At 46.8% G+C, this 17,448-nt stretch carries 12 protein-coding genes; all 12 read right to left on the reverse strand.

What is annotated here, in order from left to right; translation table 11 throughout:
- Positions 1-90: 90 nt before the first annotated feature.
- Positions 91-504 carry a MerR family transcriptional regulator gene (locus EC604_RS19495; protein ID WP_056689944.1) on the reverse strand — a complete coding sequence of 138 codons (414 nt, stop codon included), beginning with the start codon at positions 502-504 and terminating at the stop codon, positions 91-93.
- Between the two features lie 82 nt (positions 505-586).
- Positions 587-1,840 carry an aminotransferase class I/II-fold pyridoxal phosphate-dependent enzyme gene (locus EC604_RS19500; protein WP_123065755.1) on the reverse strand — a complete coding sequence of 418 codons (1,254 nt, stop codon included), beginning with the start codon at positions 1,838-1,840 and terminating at the stop codon, positions 587-589.
- 85 nt (positions 1,841-1,925) lie between these two features.
- The gene (gene hflX / locus EC604_RS19505; RefSeq protein ID WP_123065756.1) at positions 1,926-3,212 is read right to left on the reverse strand and encodes a GTPase HflX; all 1,287 of its coding nucleotides are present in this window, start codon (positions 3,210-3,212) and stop codon (positions 1,926-1,928) included.
- 111 nt (positions 3,213-3,323) lie between these two features.
- A complete protein-coding gene (locus EC604_RS19510) occupies positions 3,324-4,295 on the reverse strand; it encodes an AAA family ATPase (protein ID WP_123065757.1) in 972 nt (323 codons plus the stop codon).
- Between the two features lie 113 nt (positions 4,296-4,408).
- Entirely contained in the window at positions 4,409-4,972 is a 564-nt protein-coding gene (locus EC604_RS19515; protein WP_111273673.1) for a DUF402 domain-containing protein, read from the reverse strand.
- A 304-nt stretch (positions 4,973-5,276) separates the two neighbouring features.
- Positions 5,277-7,964: a transglycosylase domain-containing protein gene (locus tag EC604_RS19520; RefSeq protein ID WP_123065758.1), complete on the reverse strand. Its 2,688-nt coding sequence runs from the start codon at positions 7,962-7,964 to the stop codon at positions 5,277-5,279.
- A 168-nt stretch (positions 7,965-8,132) separates the two neighbouring features.
- Entirely contained in the window at positions 8,133-8,375 is a 243-nt protein-coding gene (gene hfq / locus EC604_RS19525) for an RNA chaperone Hfq (protein ID WP_090916826.1), read from the reverse strand.
- A gap of 543 nt (positions 8,376-8,918) precedes the next feature.
- Positions 8,919-9,875, reverse strand: coding sequence for a tRNA (adenosine(37)-N6)-dimethylallyltransferase MiaA (miaA, locus tag EC604_RS19530; RefSeq protein ID WP_123065759.1), 957 nt, complete (start codon positions 9,873-9,875; stop codon positions 8,919-8,921).
- Positions 9,856-10,641 (reverse strand): class I SAM-dependent methyltransferase, encoded by a 786-nt coding sequence (locus EC604_RS19535; RefSeq protein ID WP_123065760.1) that lies wholly within the window; start codon positions 10,639-10,641, stop codon positions 9,856-9,858. Before EC604_RS19535 ends, miaA begins: the two co-directional genes overlap by 20 nt.
- A gap of 17 nt (positions 10,642-10,658) precedes the next feature.
- Complete coding sequence (mutL, locus tag EC604_RS19540; protein WP_123065761.1) at positions 10,659-13,040, reverse strand: DNA mismatch repair endonuclease MutL; 2,382 nt, start codon at positions 13,038-13,040, stop codon at positions 10,659-10,661.
- Between the two features lie 22 nt (positions 13,041-13,062).
- Complete coding sequence (gene mutS / locus EC604_RS19545; RefSeq protein WP_123065762.1) at positions 13,063-15,933, reverse strand: DNA mismatch repair protein MutS; 2,871 nt, start codon at positions 15,931-15,933, stop codon at positions 13,063-13,065.
- Between the two features lie 201 nt (positions 15,934-16,134).
- Complete coding sequence (locus EC604_RS19550) at positions 16,135-17,385, reverse strand: putative amidoligase domain-containing protein (RefSeq protein ID WP_240037035.1); 1,251 nt, start codon at positions 17,383-17,385, stop codon at positions 16,135-16,137.
- Positions 17,386-17,448 lie beyond the last annotated feature (63 nt).

A 17,448-nucleotide genomic window follows, 5' to 3' on the forward strand; every position in this document is an offset into this window, starting at 1 on the left:
TTATATTTGTACATTAGAATGTGCCACGGGTCAAGGAGTCTGACATCAGAAGTTTGAAATTCACCTTACCCGCCTCGTTAGGTGAATCGATTATTTTTTATTAAAAAACCGAGAAAGTTCACCTTGGATGAGAGATACCTGACCTGGTCTTTTACCTGACACCAGCTGTTGCTTCAGCAAACGGTGCAGCTGTGTATCGGACAGTTCTCTACGTTTAACTTCCGTATCCGGCGTAATCACCGTTGCTTCTTCAGACTCTTTTGAAACAGGATTCATCACTTGCTTAATGCCTGCAATGTTAACTCCTTTTTCAATCAGAGCCTTGATCTCTAGTAATCTCTCAACATCGTTAAAGGAAAACAAGCGCTGATTCCCTGACGTTCTTGCAGGAACAATCAGGCTGTGCTGCTCATAGTAACGAATCTGTCTCGCGGACAGATCGGTAAGCTTCATTACGATACCTATAGGGAATAAGGCCATATTTCTGCGGATTTCGTCGCCCATGTTCATCAACCTTCCAGTCATCTATTCTTGACCCTATTGTACATTTAGTTGTTACAAAGTGTCAATGACGTGTTAGATAAACTCACAATAATTTACGATCTTTCATTGCTTGTAATGCCATCAAAACGCCATATTTAACATGAGAGTAAGTTAACCCCCCCTGCATATAACCGATAAAAGGCTCTCGAATCGGCGCATCGGCGGATAATTCCAAGCTTCCTCCTTGAATAAACGTACCTGCCGCCATAATGACAGGATGCTCATATCCAGGCATATCCCAAGGCTCAGGAACAACATGGCTATCCACAGCAGCTGCCTGCTGAATGCCTTGTACAAAAGCAATTAAATGCTCAGCAGAGCTGAATTGCACCGCCTGGATCAGGTCAGTACGCGGCTCATCCCACGCAGGCTTGGTCACAAATCCGGATGCAGCAAACATCGCCGCTGCAAAAATACTTCCTTTGATCGCTTGACCCACGATGGTTGGAGCCATGTAAAGTCCTTGGTAGATGCCTCGCGTTGTCCCCAGCATAGCCCCTACCTCACCCCCAATACCAGGTGCAGTCAAACGATACGCTGCCAGTTGTACATACTTCTCTTTGCCACATATGTATCCTCCGGTTTCTGCTAACCCACCACCAGGATTTTTAATCAACGAACCTGCCATCAAGTCCACACCTACTTCTGTAGGTTCACGTTCTTCCGTAAATTCGCCGTAACAATTATCCACAAACACGATAACGTCTGGTTTCAACGTTTTAACACGCGCCACCATATCTGCAATTTCGGCAATTGTAAACGAAGAACGCCAGTCGTAGCCACGAGAACGCTGAATGCCTATAACCTTCGTTGCTGGCGTAATAGACTTTTCCACCGCTTCCCAATCCACTTGCCCTGCGTCTGTCAGTCCGGTTTCAGCATACCCGATCCCAAAATCACGGAGAGACCCTGTTCCGTCACCAGGCTTGCCAATCACTTTATGTAATGTGTCATAAGGCTTACCTGTGATGTACAACAGTTCGTCTCCTGGACGCAATACGCCAAACAGAGCGGTACTTATCGTGTGTGTTCCTGAGGCAAAATGAGGACGCACGAGTGCAGTATCTGCACCAAACACATCCGCATATACCTCGTCGAGCACCTCACGTCCGCGATCATTATAAGCATACCCCGTGGAGCCTGCAAAATGAAAATCACTTACTTTTCTACGCTGAAACGCATCAATTACCTTCCATTGATTGTGATCTACAATACGATCCACCTGATGAAGTTGTCCTTCAATCTGTCGTTCCACCTGATGTTGAAGTTCCACAATATTTGAATCAAACCTTGCCATCTTGCTTCATTCCCCTTTTATAGCACGAAACTGACGCATTCAATCAATTCTCGTGTCAACTTATCACATTAATATGTCATGAATGTTACAGTTCGATGAAATCTTCGAGTAAGTAGCTATACTTCTCATATTCACCTTTTTGCAGTTCAACTTGGTAAATGACATCATTCTCATCGTATTCGGCCCCGACAACGTCACCGATTTTATAGAGTACAGATGTCAGATCCCCACGTTCTGCCGGGATACGGAAACGCTTCGTATCGCCTGTCAGTTCAGCCTGAATCAATTCACGAACCTTGATCAAGTCTGATTCATCAAGTGCACTTATTTTAATATGTTTTTTATCCAAAGGAAGCATCTGTAGTTGTTCCGGCGTGCAGGCATCTTTTTTGTTATACAGCACAAGCTGAGGTTTGTCCCCTGCACCAAGTTGTTGCAAAATGGCATTAACTGTGCTCATCTGATCGTCACGCATTTCGGATGAAGCGTCTACAACATGCAAAATCAAATCAGCCTCATTCACTTCTTCCAGTGTTGCGCGGAAAGCCGCAACCAGATCGTGAGGTAGATTCTGAATAAAACCTACCGTGTCCGTCAGTACAATTTCTTTCCCACTCGGTAGCTCCATCGTACGTGATGTTGGATCGAGTGTAGCAAAAAGCTGATCCTGAATATATACATCTGCAGCGGTTAACTGCTTCAACAATGTTGATTTACCTGCGTTCGTGTAACCTACTAAAGCGACTTGAATAATCCCTGTTTTTTTACGACGTTCTCTGTGCAGTTTACGATGACGTGTGACTTCTTCGAGATGACGCTTTAGATCATCAATCCGTCCCCGGATATGACGACGATCTGTCTCCAGCTTGCTCTCACCTGGGCCTCTCGTCCCGATCCCGCCACCAAGTCGTGACAGGTTTTTACCATGCCCCGACAAACGCGGTAGCAAGTAGCTGTGCTGCGCAAGCTCTACCTGAATAATGCCTTCTCGTGTACTCGCACGCTGCGCAAAGATATCCAGAATCAGCTGTGTACGGTCAATGATTTTCAGATCCAAAGTCTCTTCCAGATTTCGAACCTGAGCACCAGACAATTCCTGATCAAAAATAGCCGTTGTTGCTCCCAGCTCGTCCGCAACCAAACGAAGTTCCTCCACTTTACCTTTGCCAATAAACCATTTCGTATCCCTTGTTTCCCGGTTCTGGGTTAATACACTGAGAACTTCAACGCCTGCGGTTTCAGCCAGCTTCACAAGTTCCTGTAACGAATACTCATGATTAATGCCTGAACGCTTTACCTCATCGGTAACCAGACTGACCAATATTGCTCGGTCTTTTTTGGTTGTATCTGTATCGTGCGTACCAATTGTCATATATATACCACTCCCCTACTCCGTATAAATACATTAAACCACGAAATCCCCGTGGCATGGTTAAAGCCGAACCGGTTAGCCCGGCCGGCTCTGTTAAAAGGTTATTATCGCTTACTTTCGTTCAAACTTCAAATCCTCTGTACGAATAGTCATCAGCTCCAGCTTACCCGGACTTCCCTCCGAGTACTGCTCCAATAAACGAACAGCCTGATGCCGGATCGATCTCTCAATCGCGTTCCTTACATACCTGGCGTTACTGAATGCGTGCAAGGAATCATTTTTTTCTTGTAAAAGATGCTGCTTTAACTTGAGTATGGTCTGCGGCATCAAAATATAATCACGCTCTTTGGCCATAATCTCAGAGATTTGAATCAACTGATCGATCGTATAGTCTGGAAATTCAACCTGAATCGGAAAGCGCGAAGGTAACCCCGGATTCGTTTGTAGAAAAAAATCAATTTCTTCCGAGTACCCGGCCAAGATCAGAATAAACTGGTTTTTATGATCCTCCATGGATTTTACAAGTGTATCGATGGCTTCCTTGCCAAAATCCTTCTCCCCGCCGCGAGCTAGACTGTACGCCTCATCGATAAACAAAATGCCACCTAGGGCCTTCTTAACTAATTCTCTGGTCTTCTGTGCCGTATGACCAATGTATTCGCCAACAAGGTCAGCGCGTTCTACTTCGATGAGATGCCCCTTATTGAGCACGCCCATCTTCTGAAACATTTTGGCTACGATTCTGGCTACCGTTGTTTTGCCCGTTCCGGGGTTGCCTTTAAAGATCATATGATACACGTGTGCACCACTTAGCAGACCCGCCTCGGAGCGCATCTGCGCAATCTGAAGAAATGCATAAATTTCAAACACCAAATCTTTGATATTTTCGAGTCCCACCAGTTGCTCCAGTTCACCCTGAATCTCCTGAAAATGCGCATGCTTTGTTATACTTTTGGCCGCTTGTACCGAGAGTGCTTCATCTTTAGCGAGTATTTGAGGTTCCTGGTTACGTAATACCACATTAATTTGTCTGGATGGTCTGCCTCCCGGTTGCCCTCCTGCAGCCATGACCCGTCCGTTCATTCGCCATCACCTCTATTTTATCGGGCTGATCTCTCCTGATTATTAATGTATTCTATCAGGTGCCCAGATATTAGAAGGATGTACAAGAAAAGTTCTGGCCAGAAAAATTCGTTTTAGACCTGGATGTTTTTGCGAAACTCACCATTCTCAAACAACGTCTGTCTATGTTTCAGTGATAACTGAAAGTATGGGAACACATGAGCATCAATGGCATGGAGCAGTTCCTTCGCCGTTTTGTTCGCAAGATCATAATCTCCGGTTGTAATATGTTTGCGAGACAAGGCATCCTCAAGCTCATCCTCATCCAGCAAAAAGATCTCTCCGTCCTTAAGCACAACTACGTCCAAGTAGAGATCATCAAACCACGGAACGCCCTGATCGGTAATTCCCTGACTACGGCAAGTGTCGATGTACCATTCTATAATCCGCTGCTGATCATCAAACATCGCTGTAACCACAAAGTGTTCTCCTTTCGGATAATACTGAAGCCAGGAATATCCCTTATCAGCGATACAAAAGGTTGTACCTCCATACGTCTTCCACAAGGGTTCTTTCAAATCCTGTATGGTATACAACGTAATGTAACCTGTAAAAATTTTGGACTGAACGAACCGGCATGTAAATTGTCGGTTCGTAATCCGGCGCCAGTTTGCGCGATCCCCGAATTTCCGTTTCATACGAACCCCTCTTTGCCGACTGCAGATCTACGATCCGCATTTTAGATTGGTGAACATTTATACGTCTGCTAGATAACAAGTACTAAAAATCTGCTCTATACAACGTATTACGAATAGCTACAGCTTACCATATTTAAAGGTTACACTCAAAACTAAGCTTGTTATGTCACTACCAACGGATCACATGATCTTGGATATTGAAGTACACTCTTTCTTTTATATATACAAAATAATAAAAACTGCTTCACCGGCGAACCGGGAAGCAGTTTTGAGCAAACATATATCTTATCATGAAACCCGATTCTTATCCTCCAGAACCGGATTGAGGCGTAGAAGGAGCTTCTGTCCCTCCACCGTCTCCACTGGTTCCACTATCTGGTGTAACGACTTGACCCGGTGTACTTACTCCACCATCACTTGAGCCATCACTTCCAGGATCGGTGGTTCCTTGACCTGGCGGAGTCCCGCCACCGTCCGGTTGACCATTGCCAGGACCTGATCCACCATTGTTACCATTGTTGCCGTTGTTGCCATTTCCATTTCCGTTGTTTCCGTTGTTTCCGTTATTCCCATTACCATTATTGCCATTCTCGCTTCCATTACCATTGTTACCATTCGGGTTGCCATTATCGACCCCGCCATTGTCCGGATTATCCGTGTCTGGTATTTCAGGATCAGTACCTGTACCAGGATCTGTACCCGGATCTGGTTGCTGCGGATCAATCTCTTGAGCTTCGATCATAAGCGAAATGGTATTGGATGGGCTGGTTTCCTGTGCGGAAGCCGTATCATAAGCCGTTACATAATACTCATAGGTTAGTCCAGGTAGCGCACTTAAATCCTGCGCACTTGTTGAGCCAACAGCGTCGATCAGATGAGTAAATTGCGCTTCCGAAGTCTCCTTCCGATAAACACGATACTGCGTATTCGCGTCGCCCGTTCCAGTCCAGCTAAGGGAAACAGTCTGCGTGGATGGATCATAGGAACCATTTAATCCGCTTACTGATAATGTCGGTTGCTGTGGTTCCTCCACTGGAGGAGGTGCCTGACCGCCGGCTGGCGTTTTGAATTCCTTCACAGGTACACCTTTTAATGCATCTCCCATGACTTTGGCAAAAAACGCTGCAGACAGCTTACTGCTGTTCTTTAGCATATGTTTTGCATCCGGATTGTCATACCCCATCCAGACAGCACCAGTCCACTCAGGGGTGTAGCCAACAAACCATACGTCACGGTTCGAACTGTTGCCAGCGATACCGCTTTGCACCGTTCCCGTTTTACCGGCTACTGGCCGATCCAGACGAGCGGAGCGTCCAGTACCGTCATTTACTACGTTTTGCAGCATCTGTGTAAGCTGGTATGCGTTCTGTTCACTCATCACACGTTTGGTATCTGATTTATCATGTTTATAGGTTGTTTTGCCTGAACTATCCTTAATTTCTTTAATGGAGTAAGCTTGTTGATACTCCCCAAGGTTAGCAAACGAACTGTAAGCTTGAGCCATCTCCAGTGTATTCGTACCTTTACTAAGACCACCCAAAGCAATCGCCAGGTTTTTATCCTGATCGGTCAACTGAATGCCAACACTTTTTGCAAAATTAACTCCGGTATTTACCCCGATCTTATCCAGCAACCAAACAGCAGGGATATTTTCCGACTTCGTAATCGCATCCGTCATACTGATCGTGGAAGAATATCCATGAAGGTTTCCGGGACAATAGTTTCCGAAACACTGCTTCTGATTACTGAGCTGTGAGTTCGCACTGTACTGTCCTGTCTCTAGCGCCGGAGCATAGGATACAATCGGTTTAAAGGCTGAGCCTGGCTGTCTTCGGCTTTGCGTTACACGACTGTAACCTTTCGTTTGGTAATCACGTCCGCCTAATAAGGCAACAAGGCCGCCATTTTCGTGATTCATAATGACCATTGAACCTTGAACCTGTTGATCATCCTTGCTGGCTTCAAACAAACTGTCATCCGAGAAGGCATTCTCCATTGCGGTTTGAGCCTGTGCATCCATCGTTGTATAGATTTTGAAACCGCCGATATTGAGATCATCTTCCGTCATACCCGTTACTTGTTCAGCTTCACGTAAAACGTAGTCAATAAAGGCTTGATATTTTCTGTCTTTCTCTGGACGTTTATAGTTGTAGTTAATTTCTTTCGCTTCATCCATCTCTGCTTTCGTGATATAGCCCTGCTCATACATGAGTTGAAGAACAACACCACGGCGTGCCTTGGAATCATTCGGATTGCTGACTGGATTGTAAGCCGACGGTCCTTTTGGCATAGCTGCCAAAGTCGCAATCTGCCATAATTTTAAATCATTTAAATTAGTGACCCCAAAATAAAACTCCGATGCTGCCTTGATTCCGTAACGCTGATGACCAAAGAAAATCCGGTTCAGGTACATCGTCAAAATTTCGTCTTTGGAAAACTTACGTTCCAGCGCCATCGCAATCGACACTTCGGTTGCTTTACGGAAGAACGTTTTGTCACGCGACAGGAACATATTTTTGGCCAGCTGCTGGGTCAGCGTACTGCCGCCCTCTACCATGGAGCGTGCCATGACATCTTTTACCGCCGCACGGCCAATGGACCAGATATCTACACCTTGATGATCATAAAAGCGTTTATCCTCTGTGGCCACAAAGGCTTCCTTGACCAGTTTAGGAATTTCATCAGATTCCACAGGTTCCAGCTTTTTGATTGACAGCTCGCCCATAATATTATTGTTGCGATCATATACTTTTGACGTTTCATTGATTGTTGTTTTATCCATGTTGGCTGTAAGCAGACGTTCACCACTAATTAAAATAAACAAATATCCGCCTAGCGCACAGAATATGGCGACTGCCATGGTGAAAAACAAAGTCCATCCAACGCGTTTCCCCGTAATTTTTTTCTTTTTAGAGGTCTTAGGTTTCGCTTTTGAGTTTGACTTATTATTGGTGTTGCGATTATTAGACCTCGATAACGGATCGTTTGGCATGTTACCTTCTGACTCCCTTTCAGTTGCATGTTTTCTATTTCTCTGGCGAGCACAAACTTAGATTAAACCTATTTTGCCCGGAATGAAAAGAACAACCCTTATTAGGTTGTTCTGTTTCAATACCTATACTTGTAGACGAAATGGTGTGTGAAAAGGTTTCGGATTTTTTTAAGCTTCGCCGCCGTTATCTTGCTGCATCAGCGATACGCTGCGTTGCGGCGTGAACGTGGAGATGGCATGCTTGTAGACCATTTGCTGGCGTCCGTCGCTGTCAATGACGATCGTAAAATTGTCAAATGCCTTGATCGTCCCGCGGATTTGGAAGCCATTGGTCAGATAGACCGTAGCCGGAATATTTTCTTTCCGCAGTTGGTTCAAGAACGTATCTTGGATGTTGATGGACTTGTTCATTAGCCGTACCCCCATTGGTTCATTTGAATTCGTAATGTAAGTATGATTCAATATCGCTGAGTAGCTTTCGTGCTATTATATCATGAACAGTTTCATATAATCCACAAAAACCCCTTGTCCCCTTTTTCGCATCCCCATGAGTAGAGAATTTAGAATTAGCAGACTTATCCATTATACACTGCCTTACAGATTTGCAAAAGAGGAACAAATTTCACGTAATAACCGTATAACAAGGCTCCACTTAACATTTTTTTCGCTTTATACCATGTCAATTAACATTACATAACTAGTAAATGGTTCCAGCGAGGAACGACCATTTACTCTATGAGAACGTTATGCTACAGCCTGAATAACAGACCAACTCCTCTTAATTTCGTTCGAAAAAACTCAAATTCCCGAAGAATGATCACTTAAATTTTATCCTGAAATCAGCGATTTGAATCATATTGAGAGAACCCTTTTTTTCATATCGGGTAGCAAACTTAATCAAAAATAAAAAACCTCCAGCTTTTCATTGAAAAGTAGAGGTTTCGTCTATCAAAATTAATTCAATGTACGTGTAATCAATTCACTTACTTGCTTATAATGGCCTTCAAAATTTTCGGTGTCCGTCATGTCCACCCACTGAATATCTTTCATATGACGGAACCAGGACAACTGACGTTTAGCAAAGCGACGTGTATCCCTCTTAAGCCACTCCACTGCAGCTTCCCAGCTAACTTCGCCTTGCAGATACGCGGCAATTTCCTTGTAACCCAAGCCCTGCATGGAAATATGACCTCGCGCAACTCCGCGTTCCAGCAAGGCTTTTACCTCGTCAACCAATCCTTGTTTGATCATCAGGTCGATTCGCTCTTCGACTCTTGCATATAACTTCTGGCGATCCATCGTCAAACCGATAATGAGCAGATCGTACGGAGACTCTTTTTTCTGAACAGCGAGCTGCTCCGACCATTTCTCTCCTGTAAGATGGAAGATTTCAAGCGCGCGTACAATTCTCCGTTGGTCATTCGGATGAAGACGATCCGCACTGGCTGGATCAACCTCCCTGAGCCGGTCATGAAGAGCCTGTGCCCCATGTTGCTGAGCATAACTGAACTGCTCTTCCCTGAATGCTTCATCTGAACCACTGTCTGAAAATTGAAAGCCATAACAGACCGATTCCACGTACAAACCCGTGCCGCCAACAATAAAAGGTAGTTTACCCCGTTCATGGATTTCAGGAATCAATCGTGTGCAACTTTCCTGAAACTCAGCTACGGAATAAGGATATTCCGGCTCATGAATGTCAATCAGATGGTGAGGAATGCCCTTCATTTCTTCCGTCGTTATTTTCGCCGTTCCGATATCCATCTCACGATAAACCTGCATGGAATCTCCCGAAATGACTTCACAGTTAAAAGCCTGTGCCAGTTCAATGCTCAATCTTGTTTTGCCTACAGCTGTGGGCCCAACCAACACCAGCAGCTTCGGTTTTGTTTTAACTTCCGCTCTCAACATTAATCACTCCGTACAAGGTTTTTGCATTCGCCCGATCCAGCACCTGGAATCCAAGTCGGTCAAACTCTGTGCTACCGCGTTTTTCTTTCATGACCACTCGCTTGCGGGCGACTCTCTTCGCCTCTATAATGCTCTCTTCCGCTAATGCATGAGCATTCGCATAGTTCCGTAAAGGCTTGATTGCACTCGAATCCATCATCGGTTCACGAAACATCGGATCAAAATAAACCGTATCACAGCTATGGTCAGGCAATGAACGAAGCAATTCCAGATGATCGTGATTTCGGAGTTCAATGCGCCGAAACGCCTCGTCTATGGAAGGCTCATTGCTTTCATAATGAGACATGCCATCAAGTAAAAGTGTATAGAGCGGCTCAGAACTTTCACAGGCAATCACGCTCCCTTGAACACCTGTCGCCACCGCAAAAACGAGTGAATCCGAGCCGAGCCCCGCGGTACAATCCACAACCGTATCTCCTTTGCGTACAGCACCTGCTTCCAGCATCGGATCAGGTTCTCCCCGTAACACACGTTTGGCACGTACGAATCCCATACTAGGGTGAAATTCAAGCTCGGATGCACCTTTCCGGAACAAGCGTGCCCTCCCTTTCAGCACCACCAGAATCTCCTGAACCCCGTATTGCTCAAGTAATTTGGGCAGAGATGTTCTGTTGCGTGCTACATAGGTGCCTCCAGTCGTAGCGGCCAATTGGCGCGCACGCTCTACCAGAGAAGGCGCCTCCTTGTCACCCGTCGTTATATACATAATATCCCCCTATAAAACTACATCACTCGTTTAAATAATTTTTCCAGATCATATGTTGAAAAAGAAATCACAATCGGCCGCCCGTGCGGACACGTGTATGGTTGCCGGCATGAGCCCAGACGCTGAATCAACACTTCCGCTTCCCGTTCGGTAAGCTTTTGATTCGCTTTGATGGAAGCTTTGCAGGAACACATAATCGAAGCGGCTTCACGCATCTTAGCCACATCAATGCTTCGCTCACTGAGAACCCATTCCGACATTTCCTCGATAATGTCTTTTTCGTCCCCTTTGGGGAACCAGTAGGGATGAGAACGTACACGAAAAGTTTGTCCACCAAAATGCTCCAGATATACCCCCGCTTGTTCAAACCAGGCGAGCCTTGCTTTTAGCTTTTCGGTCTCCGAAGGTGTGAATTCAAGGGTAATTGGCAACAACAATTCCTGTGAGGCCTGAGCCGGATTGCCAAACTTCTCGTAATAGTACTCGTAATTGACCCGTTCATGCGCCGCATGCTGGTCGATCAGATATAACCCTTCATCGTTTTGTGCAATCAAGTACGTTCCGTGATGCTGACCAATCAGACTAAGTTCAGGGAACGCAGGCATAGAAGGATCTGCGTGCATTGCAGCCGACAGTTTGGCTGGATCAGGTATCGATGTTTTTTTCCAGCTGCGTTCTCCTTTTTGACCTGCCGAAATGTACGGCGTACGGCTTTCCCTTACTGGAGCGCTGTAGGATGGTGCATGATACGCTTCGGTTTGACTCTCGTTAGCCGCTCGGGTTCCAGTTGTGCTCGTGGCAGCTACTTCGCCAGCACTTTCACCCGCATTGTTCCGAGAATGTTGGCCTGGATTCTCACGTTGATTTTCAGTTTTACAGGTATCCGAAGGTACGGGAGAGCCCACACCTCGATCCTCACCCATGATCTCCTGCAAATGATCATTCTTTTGATCAAAATGAGCTCCATTCAACAGATCAAGCGATCCATACGCTGGAGTAGATTCTGGTGGTGCATCAGGCAAAGGAGCCACTTGCGATAAAGCGGAAGAATTCTGCTGTAATGCTTCTGACCCATTACCTGCACCTGCTTCTGTACGTACTCCTGTTCCTGTTTCAATCTCCGCTGGTGCATCCAGATCGGAATGATCCTCTTCTACAATCGTAGATGGCGAGAGAGATGATCGCACAGAAGATGAAGGCAGCGTTTTGGAAGAATGCGTTTCTTGGGTGTCCTTCACATCTTTACCGTCTCTACTATCTTTCAGTTCTTTACCAAGCGGGCCGTGTTGACCATATCCTTCACTTACATCCTGCTCTTTCACAGGTCCACGAGGGAACAGAAATTGTTCCTGTATAAATGAACTGTCATCTCCACGTCTAATCTGCTGTTTCCGTACTTGTGGAATCAATACCTCTTGCCTTAAAATCCCACGCAGCGTGGTTTCCACAAACTCGTAAAGCTCCGCCTCTTTGCTAAAACGAACCTCGAGCTTCGCCGGGTGAACGTTCACATCTACGAGTGAAGGGTGCATTTCCAACTGCAACACCACGAGCGGAAAACGATTAATAGGCAACAACGTATGATAGGCTTTCAGAATTGCCTGATTTAACCCATAATTGCGAATATATCGTCCATTCACAATCGTTGACATCCCCGCACGGTTGGCACGTGTCCATTCCGGTAAACTAATCAGACCACTGATTTTGTAATCCAGATTTTCGCCCTGAATGGGAAGCATCGCTTTGGCCGCACTTGTACCATAGATTGCCGCAACGACTTGTAACAGATCACCATTACCCAGCGTTTGTAGCAACGTGTTTTCATTGTGACGAAGAGTGAACGAAATATGGGGATGCGACATCGCCATCCGATATAACACATCTGAGATGTGTCCCAGCTCCGTTTGAATCGTTTTCATATACTTTAATCGTGCAGGCGTATTGTAAAACAACTCCTTCACCACAAACTCTGTCCCCTGTGGTGATGTAGCGTCCTCGTGCGCACAGAGCCTACCGCCTTCAATCACGATTCGTCGTCCTCGCCCGTCGTCTCCACTAGCGGTCAGCACCTCCACTTTGGAGACGGCTGCAATACTTGGCAACGCCTCCCCACGGAACCCGAGACTTGTGATCTGAAACAGATCACGTCCGTGGGTTATTTTACTAGTCGCATGGCGGTAGAAAGCCGTCTCCAGATCATCCGGCTCTATGCCTGAGCCGTTATCCTTTACCCGGATGCGAAGCAGACCACCTTCCTCCACCGCCACTTCAATCTTTGAGGCCCCCGCATCCACTGCATTCTCCAGCAGTTCCTTTACGACTGATGCAGGGCGTTCAACCACCTCACCCGCCGCAATCTGGTTGGCAATATGTTCATCAAGCACATGAATTTTCGCCACAGGTTCTCCTCCTCCCGGTTAATCAGGATAATTGCTGTGCCTTTAATTTAAGTTCATTCAAAATTTGCATCGCCTGCAAAGGTGTCATATTCATCACATCAATATCTCTCATATGACGAATCAGTTCACGTGCAGGTTTATCTTCCACCATAACTGTTTTTGTAGGTTGCACAGTTGCTGGCTTCTCGTCGTCGAAGATGGACAGTTGCACAACCTCCTGCTGTCCCTGACTGGACCGATTCCCCGTACTGGGCTTGGCACTGCTACCATTAACGAACTCTGTCGTCTTCCCTTGAGATGACACATGTTCTACTCCTGTCGCCGTTTCTGTTACTGCAACAAATTCGCTTGTGTTTCGCTCAAGAATAAGAGGATTTTCCCTAGTAACAGATGATTCCAAACGACTTGCCGCCTGAGGCTCCGACTGATGCTGATCCTCTGACTGCTGTCTCGTTGGTGGTTTGTTCTCACTCGTAAACTCACTGCCAACCGCCACCTGTGATGCCGCTTGTTCGAAGCCATGCAGCAGTCCATTGGCACGCTCAATGATGCTGTCAGGCAGACCCGCAAGCCGTGCACAATAGATGCCATAACTGCTGCTTGCCGCCCCCGCAATCAACTTGCGAAGGAAGTTCACTTTGTCTCCGCTCTCCTGAACAGCCATCGAGTAGTTTGCTAGCTTGTCCAGGCTTTCCTCCAGATGAGCTAACTCATGGAAATGTGTAGATACGAGCGCTTTACAACCGATGACATCATGTACATATTCAATGACGGATTGGGCAATCGCCATCCCTTCACTGGTCGATGTTCCGCGGCCCAATTCATCAATGATGATCAGACTGCGCGGAGTTGCTTTTTCGGTCATGACCTGGATATCCGCCATCTCTACCATAAATGTACTCTGTCCGCCGATCAGATCATCAGCAGCACCGATTCGTGTGAAGATACGATCCATGATCGGAACTTCCGCTTGACCCGCAGGTACAAAACAACCAATCTGCGCCAGAATCGAGATGAGTGCCACTTGTCTCATGTACGTACTTTTACCAGCCATATTTGGTCCGGTAATCAGAAGAATACGCGCCTCTTCCTCAGTCATCGCAGTATGGTTGGCAATAAAAGCCCCATCACGCATGACGGCCTCCACGACTGGATGCCGTCCTTGCTCGACGACCAGATTATATCCATCCGTCAGCACAGGACGCACAAAATTACGCTCTGCACTAATAACTGCAAACGATTGATATACATCAATCTCAGCAACCTGCTCAGCAAGCTTCTGCAACCGAGCAATCTCCTGGTTCAAACGATCACGTAGCTCTGCAAATAGGCTGTACTCAATATCGACCATTTTATCCTGGGCTTCAAGGATAAGTGTCTCCTTCTCTTTCAGTTCAGGTGTAATATATCGTTCAGCGTTCGCAAGGGTTTGTTTGCGCTCATACCGTCCTTCGGGAAGTGAAGCCAGATTCGATTTGGTAATTTCAATATAATAACCGAACACTTTGTTGTACCCGATTTTTAGCGAGCGAATGCCCGTAGCTTCACGTTCTCTGGCCTCCAGCTCGGCAATCCACTGTTTACCATTTACCGAAGCTTCCCGAAGCTCATCCAGCCTTGCATGATATCCTTCGCGGATCAAGCCCCCATCTTTAACCGACACTGGTGGTTCGTCCACGATAGCCTGTCCAATCTCGTCACGCAAATCAGCGCAATCATCCATCATTTCAGCGATATGCTGGAGTGTTGCAGACGAAGATGCCGCGCAGTGGTGGCGCAGACTCGGAATTTTGTCCAGTGACGATTTGAGTGCATTCAGGTCACGACCATTCGCATTCCCAAAAGCAATTCGTCCCACCAGACGTTCCAGGTCATAGATGTCTTTCAGCTCAGCTCGCAGATCCTCACGCAGAATAAACTGGTTATACAAGGTATCCACTGCTTCCAGTCGTTCATTGATCTTTCCTTTTTGTAAAAGAGGTTTGTCCACCCATCGCCGCATCATGCGGGCGCCCATGGACGTCTCCGTGCGATCCAGCAACCACAGCAGAGAGCCTTTCTTGGAACGTTCTCGCACCGTTTCTACAAGCTCCAGATTACGGCGTGTAAACGGGTCAAGAATCATATAATGATCCGGCTCATACGTAGTGATTTGTGTCAATTGCCCAAGCGAGCGCTTCTGCGTTTCACTTAAATAAGAAAATAGACGTGCTACACATGCTTGACGCTCCGGCTCCAGCCTTGCCCACACCGACTCGCCGAACTGCTGACGTACGAGATCTTCCTTGCTTTTAGTCCATGCGGTATAAACCACCGGACGTCCAATCGGAGATGACTCGGATTCTACGAGCTCCAGCAAAGCTCCATCTCCCACAAGCTCAGACGGCTCATAGATGCCAATTTCGTCTTTAAGCCACTCTTTGGAATAAGGAACTGATGTAACGTACAGTTCACCTGTAGACAGGTCACAGGCAGCAAGAGCGAGCGTGTTTTGGTTACCGGTTAGACATACCATATAGTTGTTGGACTTGTCTCCCAGCGTCTTGCCTTCCATCACCGTTCCGGGTGTGACTACACGAACAATCTCGCGGCGTACCATGCCTTTGGTTACGGTCGGATCCTCCATCTGCTCGCAGATAGCTACTTTATACCCTTTCTCAATCAGACGCTGTATGTAATTTTCAGCCGAATGATAGGGCACGCCGCACATCGGAATTTTGTCATCTGTTCCCCCGTTGCGTGCTGTTAACGTGATCTCCAGTTCTCTTGCAGCATTGATTGCATCATCAAAGAACATTTCATAGAAATCACCTAGTCTGAAAAAAAGAAATGCATCTTGTGCTTCGGCTTTCACTTGCAAATATTGTTGAATCATTGGCGTGTACTGTGCCATGATATCGATCCACCATCCGTTCCTATGATGTCAGGAAGAAATGTCCCTGGAAGGCAATAAGGCGGTCAGGCACCAAGATCGCACCTCCGCCTTATGTTCGGGCTATCCGCCTGTTCCTTCAAGGGCATACTGCTTCATATCTTCCGTATCCTAACGTATTAAAAGTCCTATATTTCATTATAGCAAAAAAATGCCGCTTCTTCATGAGCCTGCCCGAATATTCCAAAGTTTACGGATATCCCGGCTCTCGTCCCAGGTATGCCCTCGTTTGAATTGCCTCATGAGGGGCGCCGCATATCGTTCATATCGAGTGTATCCAGGCAACTGTCTCAGATCGTCCATCAGTGAAGGGATGTATGCCATCATGGCATCTCGCTTTCCTTCATAAAATGCGGAATGGACCGCCGTCTGTGCTAGAGGACGCTGTTTTAACTGATCGTAGTCGTATGCAATCAGACCTGCAAGAGCAACAACCCCTTTAGCAACAACCGGAGAAACAAGAAAACTCGGCAGTGTCCGATATTCAAATCCACCATAGGATTTCAGGCGAAAATCACCTAACGTTCCGTACCTTGGTCTTCTTCCTGATCCGCGTGGATCTTGCAACACTGCCAGTGGCAGCGCCAAATAATTATCTAGTGCACGCAGTAATCCCCCGGTTAGTTGCACGCCACTAAAATGAATATGACCGCCCAGCGGCAATCCTCGTTGCGGCATTCCACCTGCCTGCCAGATCAAAGAGGAATCACTGATACTGCGTGACGCAGCCGCGAACGCTCGCAACAGATGCGACAACAACTCACGCGGCTCTGTACTCGGAGCTGGACGAAGCTCGGCAACAGGGTACACCCGTCTGCCACCGATCGTTACTGAATCACAGCCTGCGATACCTGTACGTTCGAGAAAACGAGAGGCAGGTACGATTTTGGACTCGGGCATTTGTACCAGTAGAAATTCCGGGTCCATTCCGAGCACAGGAACCCGGTTCTCCTGCCGTTCCTGGTTCAATAATGTCTGATGTTGCTGCCAGCTATGCCTATAAAGCAGGGCAAGATCTGTTACACCTTTCCACGGGTCGGGATTAACCGAAATGACTGCACACCCGCCATTACCCGAAGCTTCCAAACGGACAGTCCCATGATCTAATCCCAATGTATACAAGGTCTTGATCGCAAGCCGTTCTACCCGTTTATAAACAGATGATGCCGCTTCACGATCCAGTTCGCTTTCCTGTCTCGCTCCCATTCCGCTAGTGTCTCTGCGTATGATCCGAATGGCCTGAAGACAGCTGATATGCACAACATACCGTACACGCAGCCCCGCTTCCCGCTTACGTTGCTCACTCGTGGACAGCACTTCGATCCCTGCTTGCTTTAACCGAGTTATGCGTTCGCCAGCGCTCAGACGTGTATATGCTCGAACGCCCTTTTCGGCTTCTTCCATGACGTCCATTCCGTCCCTCCTTCCGCCACGTTCTTGCTTATCAAAAAAAAAAGACTCCGCAGCCGCGGAGCC

This window comes from Paenibacillus amylolyticus (assembly GCF_003719335.1).
Lineage (GTDB): Bacteria > Bacillota > Bacilli > Paenibacillales > Paenibacillaceae > Paenibacillus > Paenibacillus amylolyticus_D.

Bases quoted from the DNA above. Each gene is read 5' to 3' on its own strand.
- EC604_RS19550 (WP_240037035.1), bottom strand. From the start codon at position 17,385: ATGGACGTCATGGAAGAAGCCGAAAAGGGCGTTCGAGCATATACACGT.
- mutS (WP_123065762.1), bottom strand. From the start codon at position 15,933: ATGGCACAGTACACGCCAATGATTCAACAATATTTGCAAGTGAAAGCC.
- EC604_RS19500 (WP_123065755.1), bottom strand. From the start codon at position 1,840: ATGGCAAGGTTTGATTCAAATATTGTGGAACTTCAACATCAGGTGGAA.
- hflX (WP_123065756.1), bottom strand. From the start codon at position 3,212: ATGACAATTGGTACGCACGATACAGATACAACCAAAAAAGACCGAGCA.
- EC604_RS19515 (WP_111273673.1), bottom strand. From the start codon at position 4,972: ATGAAACGGAAATTCGGGGATCGCGCAAACTGGCGCCGGATTACGAAC.
- EC604_RS19520 (WP_123065758.1), bottom strand. From the start codon at position 7,964: ATGCCAAACGATCCGTTATCGAGGTCTAATAATCGCAACACCAATAAT.
- miaA (WP_123065759.1), bottom strand. From the start codon at position 9,875: ATGTTGAGAGCGGAAGTTAAAACAAAACCGAAGCTGCTGGTGTTGGTT.
- hfq (WP_090916826.1), bottom strand. From the start codon at position 8,375: ATGAACAAGTCCATCAACATCCAAGATACGTTCTTGAACCAACTGCGG.
- EC604_RS19495 (WP_056689944.1), bottom strand. From the start codon at position 504: ATGGGCGACGAAATCCGCAGAAATATGGCCTTATTCCCTATAGGTATC.
- EC604_RS19510 (WP_123065757.1), bottom strand. From the start codon at position 4,295: ATGAACGGACGGGTCATGGCTGCAGGAGGGCAACCGGGAGGCAGACCA.
- EC604_RS19535 (WP_123065760.1), bottom strand. From the start codon at position 10,641: ATGTATATAACGACGGGTGACAAGGAGGCGCCTTCTCTGGTAGAGCGT.